Annotated in this window: 17 protein-coding genes; 8 read left to right on the forward strand and 9 right to left on the reverse strand. The window is 38.4% G+C overall.

What is annotated here, in order from left to right; genetic code table 11:
• Positions 1-126: 126 nt before the first annotated feature.
• The 8 genes from rsgA to L6469_RS06220 form a co-directional block, all read right to left on the reverse strand.
• Positions 127-1,059, reverse strand: a complete 933-nt coding sequence (gene rsgA, locus L6469_RS06185) for a ribosome small subunit-dependent GTPase A (protein WP_006283567.1) — start codon at positions 1,057-1,059, stop codon at positions 127-129.
• A gap of 12 nt (positions 1,060-1,071) precedes the next feature.
• Entirely contained in the window at positions 1,072-1,632 is a 561-nt protein-coding gene (gene frr / locus L6469_RS06190; RefSeq protein WP_006283566.1) for a ribosome recycling factor, read from the reverse strand.
• A gap of 36 nt (positions 1,633-1,668) precedes the next feature.
• Positions 1,669-2,163 (reverse strand): GAF domain-containing protein, encoded by a 495-nt coding sequence (locus tag L6469_RS06195; RefSeq protein WP_006283565.1) that lies wholly within the window; start codon positions 2,161-2,163, stop codon positions 1,669-1,671.
• The gene (gene rsmA, locus L6469_RS06200) at positions 2,163-2,975 is read right to left on the reverse strand and encodes a 16S rRNA (adenine(1518)-N(6)/adenine(1519)-N(6))-dimethyltransferase RsmA (RefSeq protein ID WP_006283564.1); all 813 of its coding nucleotides are present in this window, start codon (positions 2,973-2,975) and stop codon (positions 2,163-2,165) included. Before rsmA ends, L6469_RS06195 begins: the two co-directional genes overlap by 1 nt.
• A 95-nt stretch (positions 2,976-3,070) precedes the next feature.
• On the reverse strand, positions 3,071-5,215 hold the full coding sequence (locus tag L6469_RS06205; protein ID WP_006283563.1) for a peptidylprolyl isomerase: 2,145 nt from the start codon (positions 5,213-5,215) through the stop codon (positions 3,071-3,073).
• 97 nt (positions 5,216-5,312) lie between these two features.
• The gene (locus L6469_RS06210) at positions 5,313-6,542 is read right to left on the reverse strand and encodes a hemolysin family protein (protein ID WP_398360235.1); all 1,230 of its coding nucleotides are present in this window, start codon (positions 6,540-6,542) and stop codon (positions 5,313-5,315) included.
• A gap of 48 nt (positions 6,543-6,590) precedes the next feature.
• Positions 6,591-7,247, reverse strand: coding sequence for an LPS export ABC transporter periplasmic protein LptC (locus tag L6469_RS06215; RefSeq protein WP_006283561.1), 657 nt, complete (start codon positions 7,245-7,247; stop codon positions 6,591-6,593).
• 26 nt (positions 7,248-7,273) lie between these two features.
• Positions 7,274-8,584 carry a hypothetical protein gene (locus tag L6469_RS06220; RefSeq protein WP_006283560.1) on the reverse strand — a complete coding sequence of 437 codons (1,311 nt, stop codon included), beginning with the start codon at positions 8,582-8,584 and terminating at the stop codon, positions 7,274-7,276.
• 93 nt (positions 8,585-8,677) lie between these two features.
• Between L6469_RS06220 and L6469_RS06225 the strand changes: the two genes are divergently transcribed.
• The 5 genes from L6469_RS06225 to feoB all read left to right on the forward strand — a co-directional run bounded on the left by L6469_RS06225 (position 8,678) and on the right by feoB (position 17,104).
• The gene (locus L6469_RS06225) at positions 8,678-9,892 is read left to right on the forward strand and encodes a DUF4105 domain-containing protein (RefSeq protein WP_074802860.1); all 1,215 of its coding nucleotides are present in this window, start codon (positions 8,678-8,680) and stop codon (positions 9,890-9,892) included.
• Positions 9,889-10,239 carry a hypothetical protein gene (locus L6469_RS06230; RefSeq protein WP_223918683.1) on the forward strand — a complete coding sequence of 117 codons (351 nt, stop codon included), beginning with the start codon at positions 9,889-9,891 and terminating at the stop codon, positions 10,237-10,239. The genes L6469_RS06225 and L6469_RS06230 overlap by 4 nt, the downstream gene beginning before the upstream one ends.
• Positions 10,240-10,359: 120 nt before the next feature.
• On the forward strand, positions 10,360-13,719 hold the full coding sequence (secA, locus tag L6469_RS06235) for a preprotein translocase subunit SecA (protein ID WP_006281224.1): 3,360 nt from the start codon (positions 10,360-10,362) through the stop codon (positions 13,717-13,719).
• An 11-nt stretch (positions 13,720-13,730) separates the two neighbouring features.
• A complete protein-coding gene (locus L6469_RS06240) occupies positions 13,731-14,453 on the forward strand; it encodes an ABC transporter ATP-binding protein (protein ID WP_006281223.1) in 723 nt (240 codons plus the stop codon).
• A gap of 176 nt (positions 14,454-14,629) precedes the next feature.
• Complete coding sequence (gene feoB / locus L6469_RS06245) at positions 14,630-17,104, forward strand: ferrous iron transport protein B (RefSeq protein WP_006281222.1); 2,475 nt, start codon at positions 14,630-14,632, stop codon at positions 17,102-17,104.
• 77 nt (positions 17,105-17,181) lie between these two features.
• On the opposite strand, the gene L6469_RS06250 is transcribed toward feoB, so the two are convergent.
• Positions 17,182-18,054 carry an RNA polymerase sigma factor RpoD/SigA gene (locus L6469_RS06250; RefSeq protein ID WP_006281221.1) on the reverse strand — a complete coding sequence of 291 codons (873 nt, stop codon included), beginning with the start codon at positions 18,052-18,054 and terminating at the stop codon, positions 17,182-17,184.
• Between the two features lie 186 nt (positions 18,055-18,240).
• Between L6469_RS06250 and L6469_RS06255 the strand changes: the two genes are divergently transcribed.
• From L6469_RS06255 to L6469_RS06265, 3 genes are all read left to right on the forward strand, one after another.
• Complete coding sequence (locus L6469_RS06255) at positions 18,241-19,230, forward strand: lysylphosphatidylglycerol synthase transmembrane domain-containing protein (RefSeq protein WP_006281220.1); 990 nt, start codon at positions 18,241-18,243, stop codon at positions 19,228-19,230.
• A 13-nt stretch (positions 19,231-19,243) separates the two neighbouring features.
• Entirely contained in the window at positions 19,244-20,701 is a 1,458-nt protein-coding gene (locus L6469_RS06260) for an aminoacyl-histidine dipeptidase (RefSeq protein WP_006281219.1), read from the forward strand.
• 290 nt (positions 20,702-20,991) lie between these two features.
• Entirely contained in the window at positions 20,992-21,918 is a 927-nt protein-coding gene (locus tag L6469_RS06265; protein ID WP_006281218.1) for a magnesium transporter CorA family protein, read from the forward strand.
• Positions 21,919-22,034 lie beyond the last annotated feature (116 nt).

Genomic DNA, 22,034 nt, shown 5'->3' on the forward strand with positions numbered 1-22,034 from the left:
TCTAAATGACCTAATAAACAAGTCATCTCATTTGAGATATTTTACTTATATCCCAAATATTATTCGGTAAACAACTGTACCGAATGTTGCAGAAGACAACCAATCACAAAAACAAAAAGAGAAGCCTTAAAAAGCTTCTCTATATTTATTCTCGTCTTTATCTTCCAACATCGAGAGATAAGATTGATACCGGCTAGCAGATATGTAATGATCTTCTACTGCCCTGATCACAGCACAACCAGGTTCATGAGTATGGGTGCAATTTGAGAATTTACAATCTTTCGAAAATTCGAATATTTCTTTGAAATAACTTGTAAGTTCTTCTTTTTCGATATCGAAAGTTCCAAACCCCTTGATACCCGGTGTATCAATGACATACCCACCTCCAGGAAATTCGAGCATCTCACTAAAGGTTGTAGTATGCATTCCTGCATCGTGAGCTTCACTAATTTCTGATGTTCTCAGATGGGCATCAGGCAACAGTTGATTAATAAGCGTAGACTTTCCTACCCCACTATTACCACTAAACAATGTTATTTTGCCTTGCAGCATTTGGCGCAACTCGTCGACTCCTTCACCCGTTTTTGCACAAATAACCTTGCATTGATAACCTATCGTTTCATATAGATTAATCATCATGCCCTCATAGCGGATCTCATCTTCATCGAGTACATCATGCTTATTGAATACCAAAACTACAGGTATACGATAAGCCTCAGCACCTGCAAGAAAGCGATCAATAAATGTTGTAGAAGTCTGCGGATGACTGATGGTAACTATCAGAAAGGCCTGATCTAGATTAGCTGCCAAAATATGACTTTGCTTAGACAGGTTAGAAGCCTTACGAATAATATAATTCTTACGGTCTTCTATAGCAGAAATAAAGGCTGTACCCTCTTGATTAGTAATCAACTCAACCCTATCGCCTACAGCAACGGGATTGGTAGAACGAATACCTTTCAATCGGAAATTACCTTTTATCTTACTTTCGATAATCTTGCCGTTGTCAGCCTTTACCGTATACCAACTACCGGTATTTTTGATAACAAGTCCTTTCACTACGCTGAAAGATTACACTGTCATGATTTCTTTCTGTTTGTCAGCGAGGATTGCATCAACATCCTTGATAAACTTATCATGAGTCTTCTGCAAATCTGTTTCTGCATCCTTTTCCAAATCCTCAGAAAGACCATCTTTTACAGCCTTCTTTAGTTTGTCTTTGATGTCAGCACGGATATTGCGAATCTGTACTTTGGTCTGCTCACCAATCTTGTTACACTGCTTAACAAGCTCTTTACGACGCTCCTCAGTAGGCTGTGGAAGGCGCAAAATAACCATTTCGCCATTGTTTTCTGGTGTTACACCAACTTCAGAATCAATAATACCTTTCTCGATATCACGAATCTGCTTGCGATCCCAAGGACGAATAGTGATGGTACGGGCATCAGATACCTGAACGTTAGCTACTTGATTAAGAGGAACCATCTGTCCATAAGATTCTACTCTTACACCGTCAAGAATGGCTACATTAGCACGACCTGCGCGAACACGTGCCAACTCTTCTGCCAAGAAGTTAGATGCCTTCTGCATCTTGCTCTCAGCATCCTTTAATGTCTGTTTTACGTCTATCATAATTTTTTAAAAATTTCTATTATACAAAAATATAGATTAATTTGTAAATAAGCAAGAAAATTCTGCTTTTTTAATTTGAGCAGCCAGCAGATCTGCTAATTGCTCTAGCCCAGCCTGGTCTTCTTGATCAAAAGACTCCAGTTCTTTACTGTCTATATCAATTACAGCTACTACATTACCGTCTACCTTAATAGGCACAACGATTTCACTTCTAGAAAGGCTGCTACAAGCGATATGACCTGGGAATTCTTCTACATCAGGCACAATAATAGTCTCTGCTTTAGCCCAAGCTGTTCCACAGACACCTTTGCCTTTCTTGATGTGTACACATGCTACTGTTCCTTGAAATGGACCAAGAAGCAGTTCCTCTCCCTTCACAAGATAAAATCCTGCCCAAAAATATGTTTCTTGAAATGTCTGTGCCATTAGTGCACTAACATTACACAATATAGGCAACAACTCTCTTTCGCCTTCAATCAGAGCAGCAGCCTGCTTCAACATGAGGTTGTATTTCTCTAATTTTGTTTCCATTATTTCTGTATAAGTCCGACTTTGATTAATTCTGCTTCAGTCAGATTAGTTAGTTCTATAAATTGCTGAATTGACAATTGTTCAGGGCGCTTGGTCATAAGCTCTCCTGTCATAAATTCCTCACTGGCCTTTACTCCAGGAAACATCTGCTTTATGCTCACACGAAGCATCTTACGACGCTGATTGAACACGGTCTTAACCAAACGCTTGAAAAGTTTCTCATCACACCCCAAGTCCATGACATCATTACGTGTCATACGAATAACAGCGCTCTTGACCTTTGGTGGCGGATTGAACACATTTTCATCGACCGTGAAAAGATATTCCACATTATACCATGCCTGTATCAATACAGAGAGAATACCATAAGCTTTATTACCCGGCTGAGAAGCTATGCGCAGAGCTACCTCTCGCTGAATCATACCTGTACAGCACGGTATGAGTTCTTTATTATCGAGCATCTTAAAGAAGATCTGAGATGAGATATCATAAGGATAATTTCCGGTAAGTACAAAAGGCTGACCATCAAATACCTTATTTAAGTCCATACGCAGGAAGTCTTCTCCCAAAATATCCTCACTCATAAATGAGAAATTCTCATGAAGGAAGGCTACTGATTCAGAGTCAATTTCAACAACACGCACCTTTCGGTCTTTGGTCTTAAGATACTGAGTAAGTACACCCATTCCAGGACCTACCTCGAGAACAGGAATATCAGGACAGGCATCTACGGTGTCTGCAATCGCCTTAGCAATATTAAGATCAGTCAAAAAGTGCTGACCGAGATTTTTTTTAGGCTTGACTAGCTTCATACATTTCTTTTTGTTTTTGCAAAGGTACAAAAAAATCCCCCGATGCTTACCACATCGAGGGATTTTTTGTGTATCTAGTATAATGTTCTAATCTATTAGAAGAACAAATAACGATTATCTACAACTTTAGCATTGAGATAAAGCTCGTTCATAAAGTTACCAGCATACTGCATAGCACGCTGACGAAGCTTCTGCTCCATAGCCTTCTCATCAAACTTAACAGGACGGTTTGTCTTGTTGGTTACCTGGAAGAGGTAAACACCAGCATTACCCTTTACTGGATGGCTAACGAATTTACCCTTAGCAGTAGCTGAGACTGCACCAGAAAGAGCTGGTTCGCTTGCACCTACAGAAGCAATGAATACTGGAGCTGCAAATGTTACCTGATTAACAGGAGCTACCTTAGCACCCTTAGCTTTAGCTGCTGCAATGCTCTTCACACCCTTAACCTTAGCTATAATCTGCTCTGCCTTCTTATCCTTGATAACTTCAGCCTTAACCATTTCACGAACCTGAGGATCGCTCAAATCACGATAGCCGGCACGATGAATCTTGTTAAGTACCATGACAAGGAGATGATCATTGTCACCACACTCGTAAAGTGGAGATTCTTCCTTTTCATCTGCATCAAATACCCACTTCAAAGCATCGCGTGTAGAATGGATATTAGCTACATAATGAAGTGAAGTTGTCATATCATTAGCTTCCTGTACTGTATAACCGTTCTTAGCTGCATTCTTCAACAAATCTTCACCATTCTGGTTTGCTGATACGAAACTAGAAATCTTGTTATATGCTGCACGATAAGTATCCTGAGAGAAATCAATGGTCTTCTTGATAACTGCTGCAGTATACTTATTAATCATACCTTTCTTATCAACAACCTGAAGGATAACGTTACCCTGACCAAGAGCAATATTCTCATAGCTGTTTACAGCTGCATTATTCAAAGCTGAAATATATGTCTTCGTATCCTTATCCATACTTGGAGCAAACTGATACTGCTTGGTTGTCATCCAAGTTTTTTCACCTGTCTGACCATATTTCTTTGCCAAAGCTTCAAATTCTGCACCACCCTGAAGTGCTGTATAAATAGAGTCTGCTGTCTTGTGAGCAGCTTCTGGAGTAGCACCTGAAACCTGGATAGTACGGAACTGGATAGAATCTGGTAACTCCTGCTTTGCAATAAGCTTAATAATATTCAAAGTGTTGTCCTGAGCATTAGCTTTAACTGCTGATGTAGAACCTACAGCCATTGAATCGAGCTGAGCTGCAATATCGGTAGGGAAAGCATCTTTCGCAACAGGAATACCAAGATAGTTAACTGAAGTACCACTCTTATGAAGAATCTCTGTAGGATCTTCAGCAGCAGCAAGTTTCTTCTGGAAATCAGCGAATTGCTTCTGAAGAGCTAAACGATCTGAAGATGAAGCCTTAACCTGAACATCGATATATTTTACATCACGACTTTCAATAGCCTGCTTAAAGCGAGCTTTCAGCTCCTCATACTTAGCCTTCATATCACTCTCTTCTACCTTTATCTTAGCATCCTGAATGTCGCTGTAAGGGAAAGAAGCCAACTGAATAGAACTCTCTTCATTTTCCTCCTTGAAAGCCATCTTAGCTTCTACAGGATTAGAGATGAAGCAGTGAGCCAAAAGATTCTGATACTTCTGAGCAAGAGTCTGCTGGCGAAGTGTCTTCTCTATAAATGTCCAATAGTTATAAATCTTCTGATACTGCTCTGCCATCTGAGGATTCTGAGCACTCTGATTAGACTTATAATCTGCCAAGAATTTCTTCAAAGAACTAGCATCGAAACGACCTGTCTGCTGATTAACAAATGGAGTCTGCAAAAGCATTGGGTTAGTACCCTCGTTCAGAATGTTTTGCAACTCACCATCAGTAACAGTAAGACCTAATTCTTTTGCCTCATTCTCTACGAGCTTAGACTGTACGTATGTATTCCATACCATGTCTTTCACCTGATTCATCTGCTCCTCAGGAAGATTATCAGTTCCCTGCTGCATTTTGATAACCTCAGTGTACTCGTCAACGAGTTTCTGAAAATCAGTAACACTAATTTTTTCACCGAGCACTTCACCTACCTGCTGGCGCTGGTCATTCTTGCTAGACTCACAAGAACGGAAAGCTTCTTCAGCGATGAAGGCAAAAAGGCCAAAACCGATAATGCATATCAGAATGACGCCTCTCTTTCTAATTGTTCCTAAAGCTGCCATTTTTTGTTGTTTTTCTATATTTTTATTTGTTTTTTCATACTAAACGGCTACAAAAATACTAAAAGTTTATCAAACTAGTGCATTAAAACACTAAAAATTAGTTTTTTACGGCCACATTCAAGCGCACTAACTCTATCTTTGTCATGGTATTCTTAAGGATTTTAAATTCGTACTGACCTACACGTACGACATCGTTTACCTTAGGGAAACTTTTATACACTGCAAGTATCAATCCACCTACCGTCATATAATCGTCACTTTCGGGCAAATCTAAGTTAAACATTTCATTTACTTTATCTATCTCCATACGAGCAGATAACAAGAATTCATGGTCATTTAACTTCTTAGCAATCAAGTTAGATGTATCGTGCTCATCCTCAATGTCTCCAAAAATTTCTTCAACAATATCTTCCAGAGAAACGATACCGCTTGTTCCTCCAAATTCATCAACGACAACACCCAGAGTTTTCTTATTTTGCAAGAAAGTATGTAACAGTTTCTGTGCTGCCATGGTCTCAGGAACAAATGGCATCGTACGTACATGATCTACCCAATTCTCTGGGTTACGAAACAATTCAGAAGAATGAATATAGCCTATAATATGATCTATATCATCATGATAAACTATTATTTTACTATTTCCACTCTCTATAAATTTCTGACGCAAGTCGTCTAGACTACAGGTATCTACCACTGCATTCACTTCTGTACGGGGAACCATGCAATCTCTTACTTTACAGTCAGTAAACTCAAGAGCATTCTGAAATATTTTTACTTCATCTTCGATATCGCTCTCACTTTTTGCATGCTCGATACTTGATTGAACCAGATAATCTAAATCGACTTTCGAAAATTCTTCTTCATCATATCCCTCGTCTACCCTTATACCCAATATACGCAAAAGGCATTTACTGATTAATGTTGAAAATTTACTGAGTGGCCACAAGACGATATAAAACAAATAGGCCAATGGGGCAAACACGGTAAGCAGACGATTAGGATTACTTTTGAACAAAGTCTTGGGTACGAATTCGCCCGTAAACAAAATAACCAAAGTAGAAAAAACTGTATCTAAGAGTACTTTTGTCTCTGGCGTAAAAGACCTAAATAACGTTTGATCAAATATTTGAGCAAAAAAGATACCATATAATACGAGGACAATATTATTACCAACAAGCATGGTTGACACAAAACCATTAGGATGCTTATAAAACATAGAAAGCATCTTTTGCGAAAAACCATTCTTCTCTTTATCCATCTCGACCAACATTCGGTTGGACGAAACAAAGGCTATCTCCATTCCACTAAAGAATGCAGACAATATCATAGTTAATAATATACCTATTATAATTGGTATGTCTATCGGGTCTGTCATTTAACGTGTTAAAGGTATAGATTCATTTTTACGCTGTGGCAATGCTTGAGGGCGAATACGCTCTTTGACTGTATCTGGCGCACTGCGTACAGAGTCTGTACCACTGTTTTCCATGTCTCCTCTTTCGAAAGAGCCACGAGAATTGCTCACAGTATATTTGGTCATACGTTCGTCACTTCTAAAATAGGTACCCTGCAGGGTGCGTTCTGGCGTAACTAAACGTGAAAAAGTATAAGAATAGATTTCATGCTTCATCTCATCCCAGTATAACTCTTCACTAGCAAACCTCAATCCATCCTTGGTCAAGATTTTAACTCGACCACGCAAATGCCACAACTTATCTTGATCATAATACATGGCCGAATCGGCTTGAATATACGAATTCACATGAAATTTCTCATCAAATTGCTCCAGGAACAATCCTTTGTTGAATATCCAACGAGAAGGATGAAGATTAGTATTCACAATCCATTCCTCTGTGACAATACGATACTTGATAACTCCTGAATCGGAAATAAGAGTATTAACCCCATAAGAGCTCATCATCGCAGCAGAATCGCTTGGCAATATAGCCGGAGCCGTATGTTCCACTTGCTCCTGACAGGCTGTCATGGCAAATAAAACCAAAGTAAATAATCCCAGAACAATTTTTCTCATTCCTTATATATGGTTTTTAAGAACAATTATTCTACTTTCCACTTAGCAAACCAACGCTCATTAAATGTCAAGCCTATATTGATACGGAAAGTATTTTCCTTAATCATGCCTGTAGCTTCTGTACGAACAAACTGGCCACTAATATTCAAAATAGAGCGATTATTGATACTGTTGATAATAGGAATACCAAAACCTGCACTTACAGAATACTCCTTAGGACCATCCTGACCATTTATCTTATAATAAGGTGTTGCATAACTAACACCCAAACGATACTTCACACGGCGAAGGAAACGACGATCGTATTCACCATAACAATACTCGCCACCTAATGTAAACTTATGGCGATTCTGGTATACGCCATCACGCAGAACGTAATCACGCTGCCCGTTACTACTAACATAAGTTGGATATAAGATACCTGACCACTTCTGGAATGAATAATCAGCACCCACTTTCAACTGGTTAGCATGATTGTACATGATACCAACTCCAAACATATGAGGAATACGATAAGCATCACCTATAGAATAAGAAGTAGTATCAGACTGACTACTCTGAGGATCTGTAGAAATATCCTGCATAACCGCATCACCTGTCATCTTATTACCTAAAGAATAGGTAAGACCTAATGTCATCTCATCATTTTTATTCAGATGCTGTGTATATTGCACACCTACATTGAAGTGAACACTACGAACATCTGCAGTATAATAACGCGCAAGTGACTTAACATAAGCATCAGAATATGATGTAACAACTGACCGATTAAGACTACCCCATATATATCCAATATTAGCACCAAAAGAAAAGCCTTTCAAAGGTTGCCATCCTGCGCCTAAAAACACTTCATGTACACCACCGTCACCAGACAGCGTATTGGTATATGTAGTTGCAGCAGAAGATGTTGGAGCTGAGGACGTAACTAAATTATTGGTACTAGCATAATTATAACCTATATTAGTAAAAGGAACAATACCAAAAGCCATTCCGACATGACGAGCTACACGAAAGCCACCCACAGCATACTCAAAATCTGCATTATTGGCATTTACCTTAGTATTACCCTCTTTAAAATTAGTGATTTGACCAGAAACACCCATGTCAAAAATAAAAGACAGAGAGTCTATGGCTGAATAAGAAGCCGGATTGAGATAATTCACTTGATTGTGCTCACGAAATCCGAGGGCTAAACCGTTCATACCACGATTGAAGCCATTAGATTGTTCACTAAGCACACCTAATCCGTATTGACTATAAGGTGAGTTTGTACCACTCTGGGCATAACCAGACATTGTCATCACTGCAAAAAGAGCAGCAACTGCTATTTTTTTCATATTTAATAGGTTTCGAAATATCAAGTTGCAAAAGTATTGAAAAAAAACGAGATTTGTGCACGTTAAGTCAGAAATATAAGTTATTTTTGCATCGTGAAACTTTTTAAATATATTTTAAGAACCTTTTTACTGGTATTTACATTATCGGTAACAACACATGTAAATGCTCAGAGTGACTATGATTTGGGCTCTATGGATTCCGTAGACATCTGTCTGCTAACATGTGGACCAGGACAGGAAAGTTATTCCATGTTCGGACACACAGCTCTTCGTATCCACGACAAAGCGCGCCAACAAGACCTCGCCATCAACTATGGAATGTTCTCGTTTTCTCAGCCAAACTTTATCTTACGATTTATTCTGGGACAGACAGACTATACCATGGGGATACAAGATATGTCAGATTTCATTTGGCAGTATCAACACGAAGGAAGATGGATAAAACAACAGAAACTACAGTTGTCTCGTAAAGAAAAATGGGAAATATTACAGGCTATACAAGAAAATAGCAGACCTGAAAATATCACTTACCGATATAACTTTTTTTTCAACAATTGTACTACTAAGGCAAGGGATATCATACTTGATCACATTAACAGACAGGAAGACGTAAAAGGTATGGCATACATACCTTCTACTTATCGTAAAGAGATTCATAAATGGAATGCATCCTCACCATGGACTCAGTTTGGTGAAGATTTACTGCTTGGCGTTTCTGCAGATTTTGACATTTCACAATCAGAATATCAATTTCTCCCGGAAAATCTATCCAACGACTGGAATCACATACAATTAACAGGCCATTTTGATTCTCTACAAAATCAGAAAATGCCCCTGGTAGAATCTACATCCTGGCTAATATCCAAACAAGATAAAACTGAAAATTCGGGCTACATACTAACGCCAACCGTTTGTTTCGCCCTACTATTTATCTTCACCGTAATAATTTCCCTATATGAATACCGTACTGGTAAAAAAATATGGGCCCTGGATATTTTTTTCTATTTCGCCACAGGAATTGTAGGAATTGTATTGTTTGCCATGCTTTTCTCTAAACATCCAACGGTACAATGTAATTTACAGATATTGATGTTCAATCCACTTGTTTTAGCATTTGGGTGGTCCGTTATCAAATCATTACAAAAAAGAGCATGGAGTAAATGGGCTATTCGATATTCTATATTTTACGGAATATGCCTTGTATTGATGCTTATCGGCGCATTTATACAAACTTACCAGCCAGGAATTATTATTTTGGCATTATCTTTGCTATTCAGAATTATATTTAATTTAAAATATAACCGATGAATAGATATATCACAGTACTGCTGGTAGTTTTAGCAGCAACAGGAGTGGAAGCACAGAAATACGAATCTGCGCTAAAACTTGCGATGGCTGATATGTCTTTTCAGGAAGCATTACTACAACCAGAAGCCAAAGCTTTGGAACAAGACATTTTGTCAGTTATCAAAGCAATCAAAGAAGCATCTGAAGAGGAACATATCAAACAAACGACCTTCAGTAATGCATGCATATTTACCGATATCACTTCGCCAAGACTTGTTTCAGTTTCGGCAAAAATAGAAATTCCTTCCTACGCAAAATGTGAAAAAGGATACTTCTATACTATTTTTATTCGTGGACCTACTGCATAAAAGCAAACACAAATGGAATATGTTTGCTTTTAAATAGGTAATCAAGCCAAGAATACAATATTTTTTTGTATTTTTGCAATCAATTTAATCATCACGAACAAAAATAAAACATAACATAAAATGAATTTTAATAAATTCCTCGTCTCTCTCTTTGGCAACAAGTCAAGCCGAGACATGAAAACCATTCAACCTATCGTAGAAAAGGTCAAAGCTGCATACGCTGATATTCAGAAATTAAGCAACGATGAATTACGTGCCAAGACCAAAGAAATACAAAAATACGTACAAGACGCTGGTAAAGAGCAGCGCGACCAAATAGCAGAACTTCGTGCTAAGATTGAAGATACTCCTATTGATGAACGTGAAGTTATCTTTAATCAGATTGACAAACTTCATGAAGAAGAATTACAGAAATATGAGGATGCTCTCAATGAAGTTTTACCTGTAGCATTCAGCATTGTTAAAGATACAGCACGCCGTTTCACAGAGAATGAAGAGACTGTAGTAACAGCCACAGATTTCGACCGTGAACTAGCAAGCGACCCAGCTAAAGACTTTGTAACTATCGATGGTGATAAAGCTATTTACCACAATACTTGGACTGCCGGTGGCAACAAGATAAAATGGGAAATGGTTCACTATGATGTACAGCTCTTCGGTGGTGTGGTACTACATCAGGGTAAGATAGCCGAAATGGCAACTGGTGAAGGTAAGACCCTCGTGGCTACAACAGCAGTATTCCTGAATGCGCTAACCGGCAATGGTGTGCACATGGTAACCGTTAACGACTATTTGGCAAAGCGTGACTCAGAATGGATGGGCCCTCTTTATGAATTCAATGGTCTTTCTGTAGACTGCATTGATAAACATCGTCCTAACTCACCTGAACGTCGTAAAGCCTACCAGGCAGATATCACATTCGGTACTAACAACGAGTTTGGTTTCGACTACCTTCGTGACAACATGGCAATCAGCCCTGATGATCTGGTACAGAGAGAACATAATTATGCCATTGTCGACGAGGTTGACTCAGTATTGATTGACGATGCGCGTACTCCACTTATTATTTCTGGTCCTGTACCAAAGGGCGATGTTCAGATGTTTGAAGAATATCAGCCATTAGTAGAAAGACTTTACGAAGTACAGCGTAAGCAGGCAACAGAGCTTTTGGCAGAAGCAAAACAGAAGATTGCTGAAGGTGCCAAGAATAACAATCAGAAACTCTTAGAAGAAGGATTCCTGAGTCTTTACCGTTCGTACAAAGCACTGCCAAAGAACAAGCCTTTGATTAAATATCTTTCAGAGGAAGGAATCAAGGCAGGAATGCTCAAAACGGAAGAATACTACATGGCTAATAACAATCGTGAGATGCCGAAAGCCATCGAACCTCTGTATTTCGTTGTAGATGAAAAGATGAATAGTGCTGACCTTACCGATAAAGGTACAGAGTGGTTGGCAAAACAGGTAAACGACAAAGAATTATTCGTATTGCCTGATATTACATCAGAACTTTCTGATTTGGAAGCAAATAAGACTCTTTCTGACCAAGAGCGTTTAGATAAAAAAGACGATTTACTGAATCACTACGCTATTCAGAGTGAACGTGTCCATACCTTGCAGCAGTTACTCAAGGCTTATACCATGTTCACCAACAATGATGAATATGTCGTGATGGATGGCGAAATCAAAATCGTAGACGAGCAAACCGGACGTATCATGGAAGGTCGTCGCTGGAGCGATGGTTTACATCAGGCTATTGAGGCTAAAGAGCATGTAAAGGTAGAAGCTGCTACCCAAACTTTCGCTTCAATTACATTACAGAACTACTTCCGTATGTATCATAAGCTCTCAGGTATGACCGGTACAGCTAGTACAGAAGCCGGTGAATTCTGGGATATCTATAAACTGGATGTAGTTGAAATTCCAACAAACCGCCCTATCCTCAGACATGACCTCGATGACCGCGTTTACAAAACACAACGCGAAAAGTATAAAGCAGTTATCGATGAAGTAGAGTTAATGCGAAATGCAGGAAGACCAGTTCTCGTCGGTACAACTTCTGTAGAAATCAGTGAGTTGTTGAGCAAGATGTTGAAGATGAGAAACATTCCTCACAACGTATTGAATGCTAAACTCCATCAAAAGGAGGCTCAGATTGTAGCAGAAGCAGGTCGTTGCATTAACGGTAAGGGTGTAGTAACAATTGCTACCAATATGGCTGGTCGTGGTACCGATATTAAACTTACCCCTGAAGTGAAAGCTGCAGGTGGTTTGGCAATTATTGGTACAGAACGTCATGAAAGTCGTCGTGTCGACCGACAGCTTCGTGGTCGTGCAGGTCGTCAGGGTGACCCAGGTTCTTCTGTATTCTATGTATCTCTCGAAGATAAACTTATGCGTCTGTTTGCAAGTGATCGTATTGCTAAAGTGATGGACCGCCTTGGTTTTGAAGATGGTGAACGTATCGAGAGTCCTATGATTAGCAAGAGTATAGAGCGTGCACAGAAGAAGGTAGAAGAAAATAACTTCGGTATTCGCAAGCATCTGCTCGAATATGATGACGTTATGAATAAGCAGCGTACCATCATCTATGAGAAGCGTCGCCACGCTTTGATGGGTGAACGTATTGGTATGGATATTACTAACGTCATTTGGGACCGTGTACTCAATATTGTTACTAACAATGATTTCATTGGTGCTAAAGAAGAGTTCTACAAGGTTCTCTCAATGGAAATACCATTTGATCAGAATGAATTTGAAAATACCAGCAAGAACGACCTTTGCGAACGTGCGTTCCAGGCTGCTATGGCTGATTTCAAACGCAAGACAGACCGTATTCAGAGCGTAGCTTGGCCTATCATTAAACAAGTTTATGAAAACCAAGGCCAACTGTATGAAAGAATCATGGTGCCTATCACAGATGGCAAACGTATGTACCAAATTCCATGTCATCTAAAAACAGCCTATGACACTGAAGCAAAGAGCGTGGTGAAACAGTTTGAAAAAGTTATCATGCTTCATATTATCGATGAAGAGTGGAAAGATAACTTACGTAAACTTGATGAACTCAGACACTCTGTACAAAATGCATCTTACGAACAAAAAGATCCGTTGTTGATCTTTAAACTCGAAAGTGTTAAGGTATGGGATGCCATGATTGATGAAATGAATACACGAATTGCTACTATTCTGATGCGTGGCCAAATTCCTGAGATGCAGCCTGCTGATCAAGTTCAGGAAGCTACACCAGAAGAACACAGTCAGCGATACAATGAGCAGAAAGTAAATATTGAGGAGGAACAGGAACGCTTGAATCGTGAAGCTCAGCAAGCTGCCATGAGCCAAGACACACGAGAAGGTGCTAATGAAATAAATCATACTCCTTATCGTGCAGAAAAGACTCCACGTCCAAATGATCTCTGCCCTTGTGGAAGCGGAAAGAAGTTCAAAAATTGCCACGGTAGCAATATCGCAGAGTAAAAAATAAGAAGATGAATATAACCATAAATCATCTCATTAAGAAATTCGGGGATAAGACAGTTGTCAATATCCCCGAATTTTCTATACCACAAGGTCAAATCGTAGGATTAGTGGGAAATAATGGCGCAGGCAAGACTACATTATTTCGTCTGATGTTAGATTTACTGTCAGCAGATGAAGGCAATATCAGTTATATTGCTGAGTCAAATCATGCCATAAATCCTGCAACTTCTGAGGAATGGAAAAATTGGATAGGAGCCTATATTGACGAAGGATTTCTTATCGATTTTTTAACTACCGAAGAGCTTTTTGAATTTATCTGTAAACTAGGCAATCATAAATATATACTGCCCGACTTTTTACAGGAATACAAAGATAAATTCACTAATGAAGAAATATTTGGAACCAACAAACTCATCCGTGAATTTTCTGCTGGCAATAAACAAAAAATCGGAATTCTATCTGCCATGCTCAACCTGCCTAAAATTCTGATTTTGGATGAGCCATTCAATTATCTCGATCCATCAAGTCAAAACTTATTAAAAGTGATGCTCAAGAATTATTGCTACAGAACAAATGCAACCATTTTAGTATCTAGTCATAATCTGCAGCATACTACTGATATCTGTAACCGAATTGTACTCTTGGAGCATGGCGTTATCATCAAGGATTTTGATAATACAGATGAAACTGCTAAAGAAGTATTAACCTCTTATTTTAAGGTACAAGAATAGCTAATCAATTGGTACACATCATCATTTGTAGGTATCAGAATTACGAGTATTCTTACATAATTTTATTATTATTCACTAACAGCTAATAAGATTTAGGTATTTTGCAAAAACAGGCAAATTTGGCAACTCGGTTGCCATTTATTTCTTGTATCTTTGCAAAAAATAAACAGAATAAAATGAAACTTTCAGCACTAAAAACAGGAGAAAAAGGCGTTATCGTTAAGGTATTAGGACATGGCGGTTTCCGAAAAAGGATCATCGAGATGGGATTTATTAAAGGAAAAGAAATCGAAGTTCTACTTAATGCCCCTTTAAAAGATCCTGTAAAATATAAAATTATGGGTTATGAGGTTTCACTACGTCATAGTGAAGCCGACTTAATAGAAATAGTATCTTTAGAAGAAGCTAAAAATTTAAGAGCAACTGACGTAGAAGAAAAACTAAGTTGCATTGAGGATAATATTAATGATGCTGATGAGAAGCCACTACAGGCTGAACATCAATTCATGGCTGAAGAAGCTGATAAACGTCACCGTATTATCAATGTGGCCCTTGTTGGAAATCCAAACTGTGGAAAGACGTCACTGTTTAATTATGCTTCAGGTTCACATGAACGAGTAGGCAACTATTCCGGTGTTACAGTCGATGCCAAAACTGCACATGCAGAATTTGAAGGATATACCTTCAATTTAGTTGATTTACCGGGAACCTATTCCTTATCAGCCTACAGTCCTGAAGAACTTTATGTTCGTAAGCAGCTTGTAGAAAAGACTCCAGATATCGTTATCAATGTCATTGATACTTCAAATCTTGAAAGAAACCTGTACCTTACGACACAACTCATCGATATGCACATCCGTATGGTATGCGCACTAAACATGTATGATGAAGTTGAAAAACGCGGAGATATCGTAAATGCAGATAAACTCGGAGAATTATTTGGGATACCAATGGTACCAACTTCCTTTCATTCAGGCATGGGTGTAGAAGAACTTTTTCACGAAGTCATTAAGACATACGAGATGCAAGAAGGTGTTGATCCTCACTACCGACATATCCATATTAATCATGGTCACGAAATTGAAAATGGTATCGCAGACATACAGGAACATCTCAAGGCAGAAGACAATCTAAGACATCGTTACTCTACTCGATATCTGGCCATTAAACTCCTAGAAAAAGACCGTGAAGTAGAACAATACATATCACAACTTCCAGATGCCGAGGAAATTCTAACTCACAGAAACGAAGCTGCAGAACGAGTGAAAGAGGAAACCGGAGATGACAGCGAAACAGCTATCATGGATGCGAAATATGGATTCATACATGGTGCTCTTTCTGAAGCTGCGTATGAGACTGGAAAGAAAAAAGATACCTATCAGATGACTCATCTTCTTGATGCTATCATCACTCACAAATATTTAGGTTTTCCGATATTCCTCTTTTTAATATGGCTCATGTTTGAGGCTACCTTCGTGCTTGGTCAATATCCAATGGACTGGATTGATGCAGGTGTAGCTTGGTTGGGCGAAACGATATCTGCCAACATGGCAGAAGGACCGATAAAAGCGTTGCTAGTTGATGGAATTATTGGAGGTGTGGGAGCTGTTATCGTATTCCTGCCACAAATCCTCATTCTATACTTCTTTATCTCGTTTATGGAAGATTCAGGCTATATGGCCCGTGCAGCCTTTATGATGGACCGACTTATGCATAAGATGGGCCTGCACGGCAAGTCATTTATTCCTCTTATTATGGGATTCGGATGTAATGTACCTGCAATAATGGCTACCAGAACAATAGAAAGCAGACGATCACGACTCGTGACAATGCTTATATTACCAATGATGAGTTGCTCTGCACGCCTTCCTATCTACATTATGATCATTGGTACATTCTTTGCCATTCAGTATCGCTCATTAGTCATGGCTTCACTTTATGCCATTGGCATCGTACTGGCGATTATCATGAGTAAATTATTTACTAAGTTTGTTGTGAAAGGAGAAGATACTCCGTTTGTAATGGAACTTCCACCATATCGCTTCCCTACATGGAAGGCTATTGGAAGACATACCTGGGAGAAAGGTAAACAATATCTAAAAAAAATGGGTGGTATCATTCTCGTTGCGAGTATCATTGTATGGTGCCTAGAGTATTTTCCACACCAAGACAAACTTAGCAGAATGCAACAGGAAGAACAAAGCTATATCGGACAGATTGGTCACGCAATAGAACCGATTTTCTCACCACAAAATTTCAATTGGAAATTAGATGTTGGACTTGTAGCTGGTGTCGGTGCTAAAGAAATCGTTGCAAGCACCATGGGAGTTCTCTATTCTGACGACGATAGTTTCGCTGACGATGACAGTTATAGTGGAGATTCCGAAAAATATAGTAAGTTACATCAACATATTGTCAACGATATTAAAAATAGTGGAACTTCTCCAGAAATAGCAGAATCAGTAGCATCACTTACGGCCTATAGCTATCTGATATTTGTATTGCTTTATTTCCCATGTCTTGCTACTATTGCGGCTATAAAAGCAGAAACGGGTTCATGGAAATGGGCGCTTTTCACTGCAGGTTATACCACAGGTCTCGCCTGGATTATTTCTGCCCTATTCTTTCAAATCGGAATGCTTTTCATATAATATAAGGCATCATAAACTCAAAGAGGCACATCTAACTTTTTAGATGTGCCTCTTTAGGTTTTATGAGTATTCAACTATTAACCAAGATACTTCATTAGCACCTTAGAGCAACCTGCTTCTCTAAGTTTAAGGATACTTTTTTCGCGGATTTGACGAACGCGCTCACGGGTAAGTCCCATTCTATCACCAATTTCTTCTAATCCTTTTTCATGACAGCCAATACCATAGCATTCGCAAAGTATTTTAATTTCACGATCCTTCAAAACGTTTTTGAGAACAGAATGTAATTCCTGAGCCATACTATCGTGATCAACCTGACGGTCAGTACGTGTATCCTCACCACTTGCCATAATATCCACCATACTATTCTCTTCACCATCCTGGAAAGGAGCATCTATACTGGTATGATGATTATCTGCCTTAATACTCTGCTCAATCTTTTCCTCTTCAATACCAGTAAGACGTGAAATTTCCTGAATACTAGGACGACGTTGATTATCTTGCTCAAACTTACTGATAGTAGCGTTAATCTTAGACAAAGCTCCAACTTGATTCAATGGAAGTCGAACGATACGACTTTGCTCAGCTATAGCCTGAAGGATACTTTGACGAATCCACCAAACTGCATACGAGATGAACTTGAAACCACGAGTTTCATCAAATTTCTCGGCTGCCTTAACCAATCCTATATTACCTTCATCTATCAAGTCTGTCAATGACAAACCCTGATGCTGATACTGCTTAGCTACAGAAACTACGAAGCGAAGATTAGCCTTAACAAGTTTATCCTTTGCTCGCTCACCGGCACGTCCACCTTTACGAATAGCCTGGGCAAGTTCTATCTCTTGATCGATATTAATCATTGGTTCATGACTAATCTCCGCTAGATACTTATCCAAAGCCTCACTAGAACGGTTAGTGATACTCTTACTGATTTTAAGCTGTCTCATTACCTTTTTACCTTATTTCATAATTGAATTCTACGTACTATTTGTCTATGCGTACAATTTCCTATATAGCGCAAACGGTGTGCAAAGATACACTTTTTTTATGAGATATTGGCGATACACACTCAAAAAAGAATAAAAAAGATAGGAGTAGATAATTTTTTTTCTATACCTTTGCATCTATTAATCATGAATACAAGAAATATAGCTAACAATATTTTCAAAGTTGCATTATCTCTTCTATTAGGAGGAGCGATATTGTACTGGATGTACTGCGATTTTGACTTTAAAAAGGTGGAACAAGTACTTTTCCATGAAATGAATTGGACGTGGATGCTACTTTCTTTCCCTTTTGGAATTCTTGCCCAAATGTTTCGAGGATGGCGATGGAAACAAACACTGGAACCTGTCAATGAGCAACCGCGCACTTCGGTTTGTATTGATTCCATTTTCTTATCTTATGCTGTAAGTCTAATTATACCTAGAATAGGAGAATTTGCTCGCTGTGGCGTTCTTAAGAAAAAAGATAATGTTTCTTTCTCTAAAGCGATAGGAACTGTTGTTACCGAACGAGGTGTCGACTCTCTCATAGTCATGTTATTAACAGCAATTACAATCATTGCTGAGATTTCTGTTTTCAAAACTTTTTTTAACAAAACAGGAACCAGTATGGACAGTGTTTTTAACAAATTCACTACTACAGGATACATTGTCACAGCCATCTGTGGATTAGCTGTTATTATCATGGGACTTTATCTAGTCAGCCGTCTCTCAATTTATAATAAAGTAAAAAATACTTTTAACGGAATATGGCAAGGCATAACATCACTCAAAAGTGTTAGAAATGTACCACTTTTTATTTTTTATAGTTTGGCCATATGGGGCAGTTATTTTCTGCACTATTACCTTACTTTTTTTTGTTTTGAAGCTACTTCACACTTGAGTATTTCGTGCGCAATGGTTACCTTTATAGTTGGAAGTATTGCTGTTATCGTTCCTACGCCTAATGGGGCTGGCCCTTGGCATTTTGCTGTCAAGACTATGCTAATATTATATGGTATTCAAGCTACAGATGCTCTTTATTTTGTACTCATTGTACATAGCGTTCAAACATTACTCGTCGCAGTATTGGGCATATACAGTTGGCTCCATTTATCATTCATCAAAACTATAAATTAATTCATAGAAGTTTATGAGCGAGATTAAAAATTTAAAACCAGAGGAAATCTGGCGTAATTTTGATGCACTGACTCAAATTCCTCGTCCATCAGGACATATGGAAAAAGTTCAGCAGTTTTTACTTGATTTTGCCAAAAATATTGGCATAGAAGCCTATAAAGATGCTGGCAATAATATTTATATGTATAAACCAGCTACTCCTGGTATGGAAAACAAGAAGGGAATTATTCTTCAAGCTCACATGGATATGGTTCCTCAGAAGGCTCCAACAAGCAAACATAACTTTGAAACAGATCCTATTCAAACTTATATTGATGGCGATTGGGTTAAAGCAAAAGATACAACTTTAGGCGCTGATGATGGCCTCGGTGTCGCTATTATAATGGCTATTATGGAGAGTAAAGAATTACAGCATGGCCCTATAGAAGCATTAATAACCGCTGATGAAGAGACTGGTATGTTTGGTGCCAATGATTTACCAACAGGAGAACTAAAAGGCCACATTTTACTCAATCTAGACTCAGAGACTTGGGGTAATTTCGTAATTGGTAGTGCTGGTGGCATCGATGTAACAGCTGAATTGGGATATAAGGAGGTTACTACTAACGAAGGTGACAAGGCTATCAAACTCACCATAAAAGGTTTGAAGGGAGGACATTCTGGTCTTGAAATTAACGAAGGAAGAGCTAATGCCAACAAACTAATGGTACGCTTTGTACGTGAAGCAATCAGTGAGTGCCAGGCAAGACTTGCAACATGGAATGGAGGCAATATGCGAAATGCGATTCCTTTTAAAGCAGAAACTGTCCTTACTCTTCCTGCTGATAAAACTAACAAATTAATAGAATTAGTTGAGGAGTGGAAAAATAGATTTGAACACGAATACCAAGGTATAGAAAATTCTATTGAGTTTTATGCCGAGGATGTAGAATGTCCTGCGAACATCACTCCTGTCGAAATACAAGACAATCTGATTGATGCCATTTATGCATGCCCTAATGGGGTAGTACGAATGATTCCTGCAATTCCAGAGGTCGTAGAGACTTCATCTAACCTTGCCATTGTCAATATCGCAGATGGTAAAGCGGCTTTCAAGATTCTAGCTCGTTCATCATCTGAAAGCATGAAAGATTATATCGCGACATCACTTGAAAGTTGTTTTAGCATGGCAGGAATGAAGGTTACATTAAGTGGCAGCTATGGTGGTTGGGATCCAAATACCGATAGCGAGATTTTGAACTTGCTAAAGAAACTGTATAAGAAACAAAATAATGAAGAACCAGTAATCAAAGTAGACCACGCAGGACTGGAATGTTCTGTAATACTTGACAAATACCCTGGACTTGACATTGTTTCTATGGGCCCTACTATTCGAAGCCCTCACACTACAAACGAAAGATGCCTCATCTCGAGCGTAGCATTGTTCTGGGAATTAATCAAAGAAGTTCTTGCTGAAATTCCTAACGCTTAATAGAAGTTTAATATCGGTTTATCCTTTATAAACCAGATACTTATCAATAAATAAAGTTCTTCAGTGATAGTAAAAATACTAGTCTACCGAAGAACTTTATTTATTGATAGCCTCTAAAAAAACACAATTAATTCACTATTTTTTCAAATATATTTCGTACTTTTGCACGCGAAATCAAAGTTTTAGTAACCAATATGGACGATTATCACGCGGAAACATTCACATTATAGGCGTGAGGATTCAGCTTAATGCTAATCCCCATTCCTTTTTTAATGCTGGAGATTAGCACAATGAAAACATTTTGGAATATTAATAAAAAATTAAGTCCCCTCAAGGAGTGGGAACCTAATTGCTGGATACAAGTCACTTGTCCAACCGAAGAAGATCAGCGAATGCTTGAAGACGAATATCACATTCCTGACTATTTCCTTTCCGACATAAGCGATACTGATGAGCGTGCCCGTTATGAATATGATGACGGATGGATGCTAATTATTCTCCGTATCCCATATGTTAAGGAAATTCGCTCTCGTACTCCATACACAACGGTTCCTCTTGGTATCATACACAAACATGATATCACAATTACGGTATGCTTCTATGAAACCAATATGATGATAGACTTTGTAAGCTATCAGCAAAAACGAGGCGAAGGATTTACAGACTATGTCGATATGATATTCAGATTATTTCTATCATCTGCAGTTTGGTATCTAAAACGCTTGAAGCAAATAAATTCACTTATTGATAAATCAAAACGTAATTTAGATCATGATGTCAATAATGAAAGTCTTATTGGCTTGAGCAGACTTCAGGACTCACTTACCTATTTCATCACTTCTATCCGAGGTAATGAAAATCTTTTGTCTAAGCTGAAATTTAAATTACAAGTAGATGAATTAGATGCAGACTTGATCGAAGATGTAAATATTGAGATGACACAGGCAAGAGAAACAACAAGTATCTACTCTGATATTCTCGAGTCAACTATGGATACCTACTCCAGCATCATCAATAACAATATGAACACCACCATGCGTACCTTAACATCCATTAGTATTATCATGATGTTCCCGACACTTATAGCTAGTCTATTTGGTATGAATCTGGAAAATGGAATGGAGCATAACAATTTTGGGTTTATTATCGCACTGGTAATTTCTATCCTCGTGTCTGGTGTTACATGGTTTATTTTGAGATTTAAACGACTACTTTAAGTTTAATTCGTAAAAAAAACCTCTAAAATTAGGTATTTACAATAAATTTATTTAAGTTTGCAACTTAATTATAAAATTATAAAAGGTAGTGAAGTATAAACCGGTTGTTAACCTAA

Origin of the sequence: Segatella baroniae B14, assembly GCF_022024235.1 — a bacterium.
Taxonomy (GTDB): domain Bacteria; phylum Bacteroidota; class Bacteroidia; order Bacteroidales; family Bacteroidaceae; genus Prevotella; species Prevotella bryantii.

Excerpts from the sequence above, each read along its gene's own strand:
- frr (WP_006283566.1), bottom strand. The coding sequence starts at position 1,632 with ATGATAGACGTAAAACAGACATTAAAGGATGCTGAGAGCAAGATGCAG.
- L6469_RS06195 (WP_006283565.1), bottom strand. The coding sequence starts at position 2,163 with ATGGAAACAAAATTAGAGAAATACAACCTCATGTTGAAGCAGGCTGCT.
- rsmA (WP_006283564.1), bottom strand. The coding sequence starts at position 2,975 with ATGAAGCTAGTCAAGCCTAAAAAAAATCTCGGTCAGCACTTTTTGACT.
- L6469_RS06205 (WP_006283563.1), bottom strand. The coding sequence starts at position 5,215 with ATGGCAGCTTTAGGAACAATTAGAAAGAGAGGCGTCATTCTGATATGC.
- L6469_RS06210 (WP_398360235.1), bottom strand. The coding sequence starts at position 6,542 with ATGATATTGTCTGCATTCTTTAGTGGAATGGAGATAGCCTTTGTTTCG.
- L6469_RS06215 (WP_006283561.1), bottom strand. The coding sequence starts at position 7,247 with ATGAGAAAAATTGTTCTGGGATTATTTACTTTGGTTTTATTTGCCATG.
- L6469_RS06220 (WP_006283560.1), bottom strand. The coding sequence starts at position 8,584 with ATGAAAAAAATAGCAGTTGCTGCTCTTTTTGCAGTGATGACAATGTCT.
- L6469_RS06230 (WP_223918683.1), top strand. The coding sequence starts at position 9,889 with ATGAATAGATATATCACAGTACTGCTGGTAGTTTTAGCAGCAACAGGA.
- secA (WP_006281224.1), top strand. The coding sequence starts at position 10,360 with ATGAATTTTAATAAATTCCTCGTCTCTCTCTTTGGCAACAAGTCAAGC.
- L6469_RS06240 (WP_006281223.1), top strand. The coding sequence starts at position 13,731 with ATGAATATAACCATAAATCATCTCATTAAGAAATTCGGGGATAAGACA.
- feoB (WP_006281222.1), top strand. The coding sequence starts at position 14,630 with ATGAAACTTTCAGCACTAAAAACAGGAGAAAAAGGCGTTATCGTTAAG.
- L6469_RS06250 (WP_006281221.1), bottom strand. The coding sequence starts at position 18,054 with ATGAGACAGCTTAAAATCAGTAAGAGTATCACTAACCGTTCTAGTGAG.
- L6469_RS06255 (WP_006281220.1), top strand. The coding sequence starts at position 18,241 with ATGAATACAAGAAATATAGCTAACAATATTTTCAAAGTTGCATTATCT.
- L6469_RS06260 (WP_006281219.1), top strand. The coding sequence starts at position 19,244 with ATGAGCGAGATTAAAAATTTAAAACCAGAGGAAATCTGGCGTAATTTT.
- L6469_RS06265 (WP_006281218.1), top strand. The coding sequence starts at position 20,992 with ATGAAAACATTTTGGAATATTAATAAAAAATTAAGTCCCCTCAAGGAG.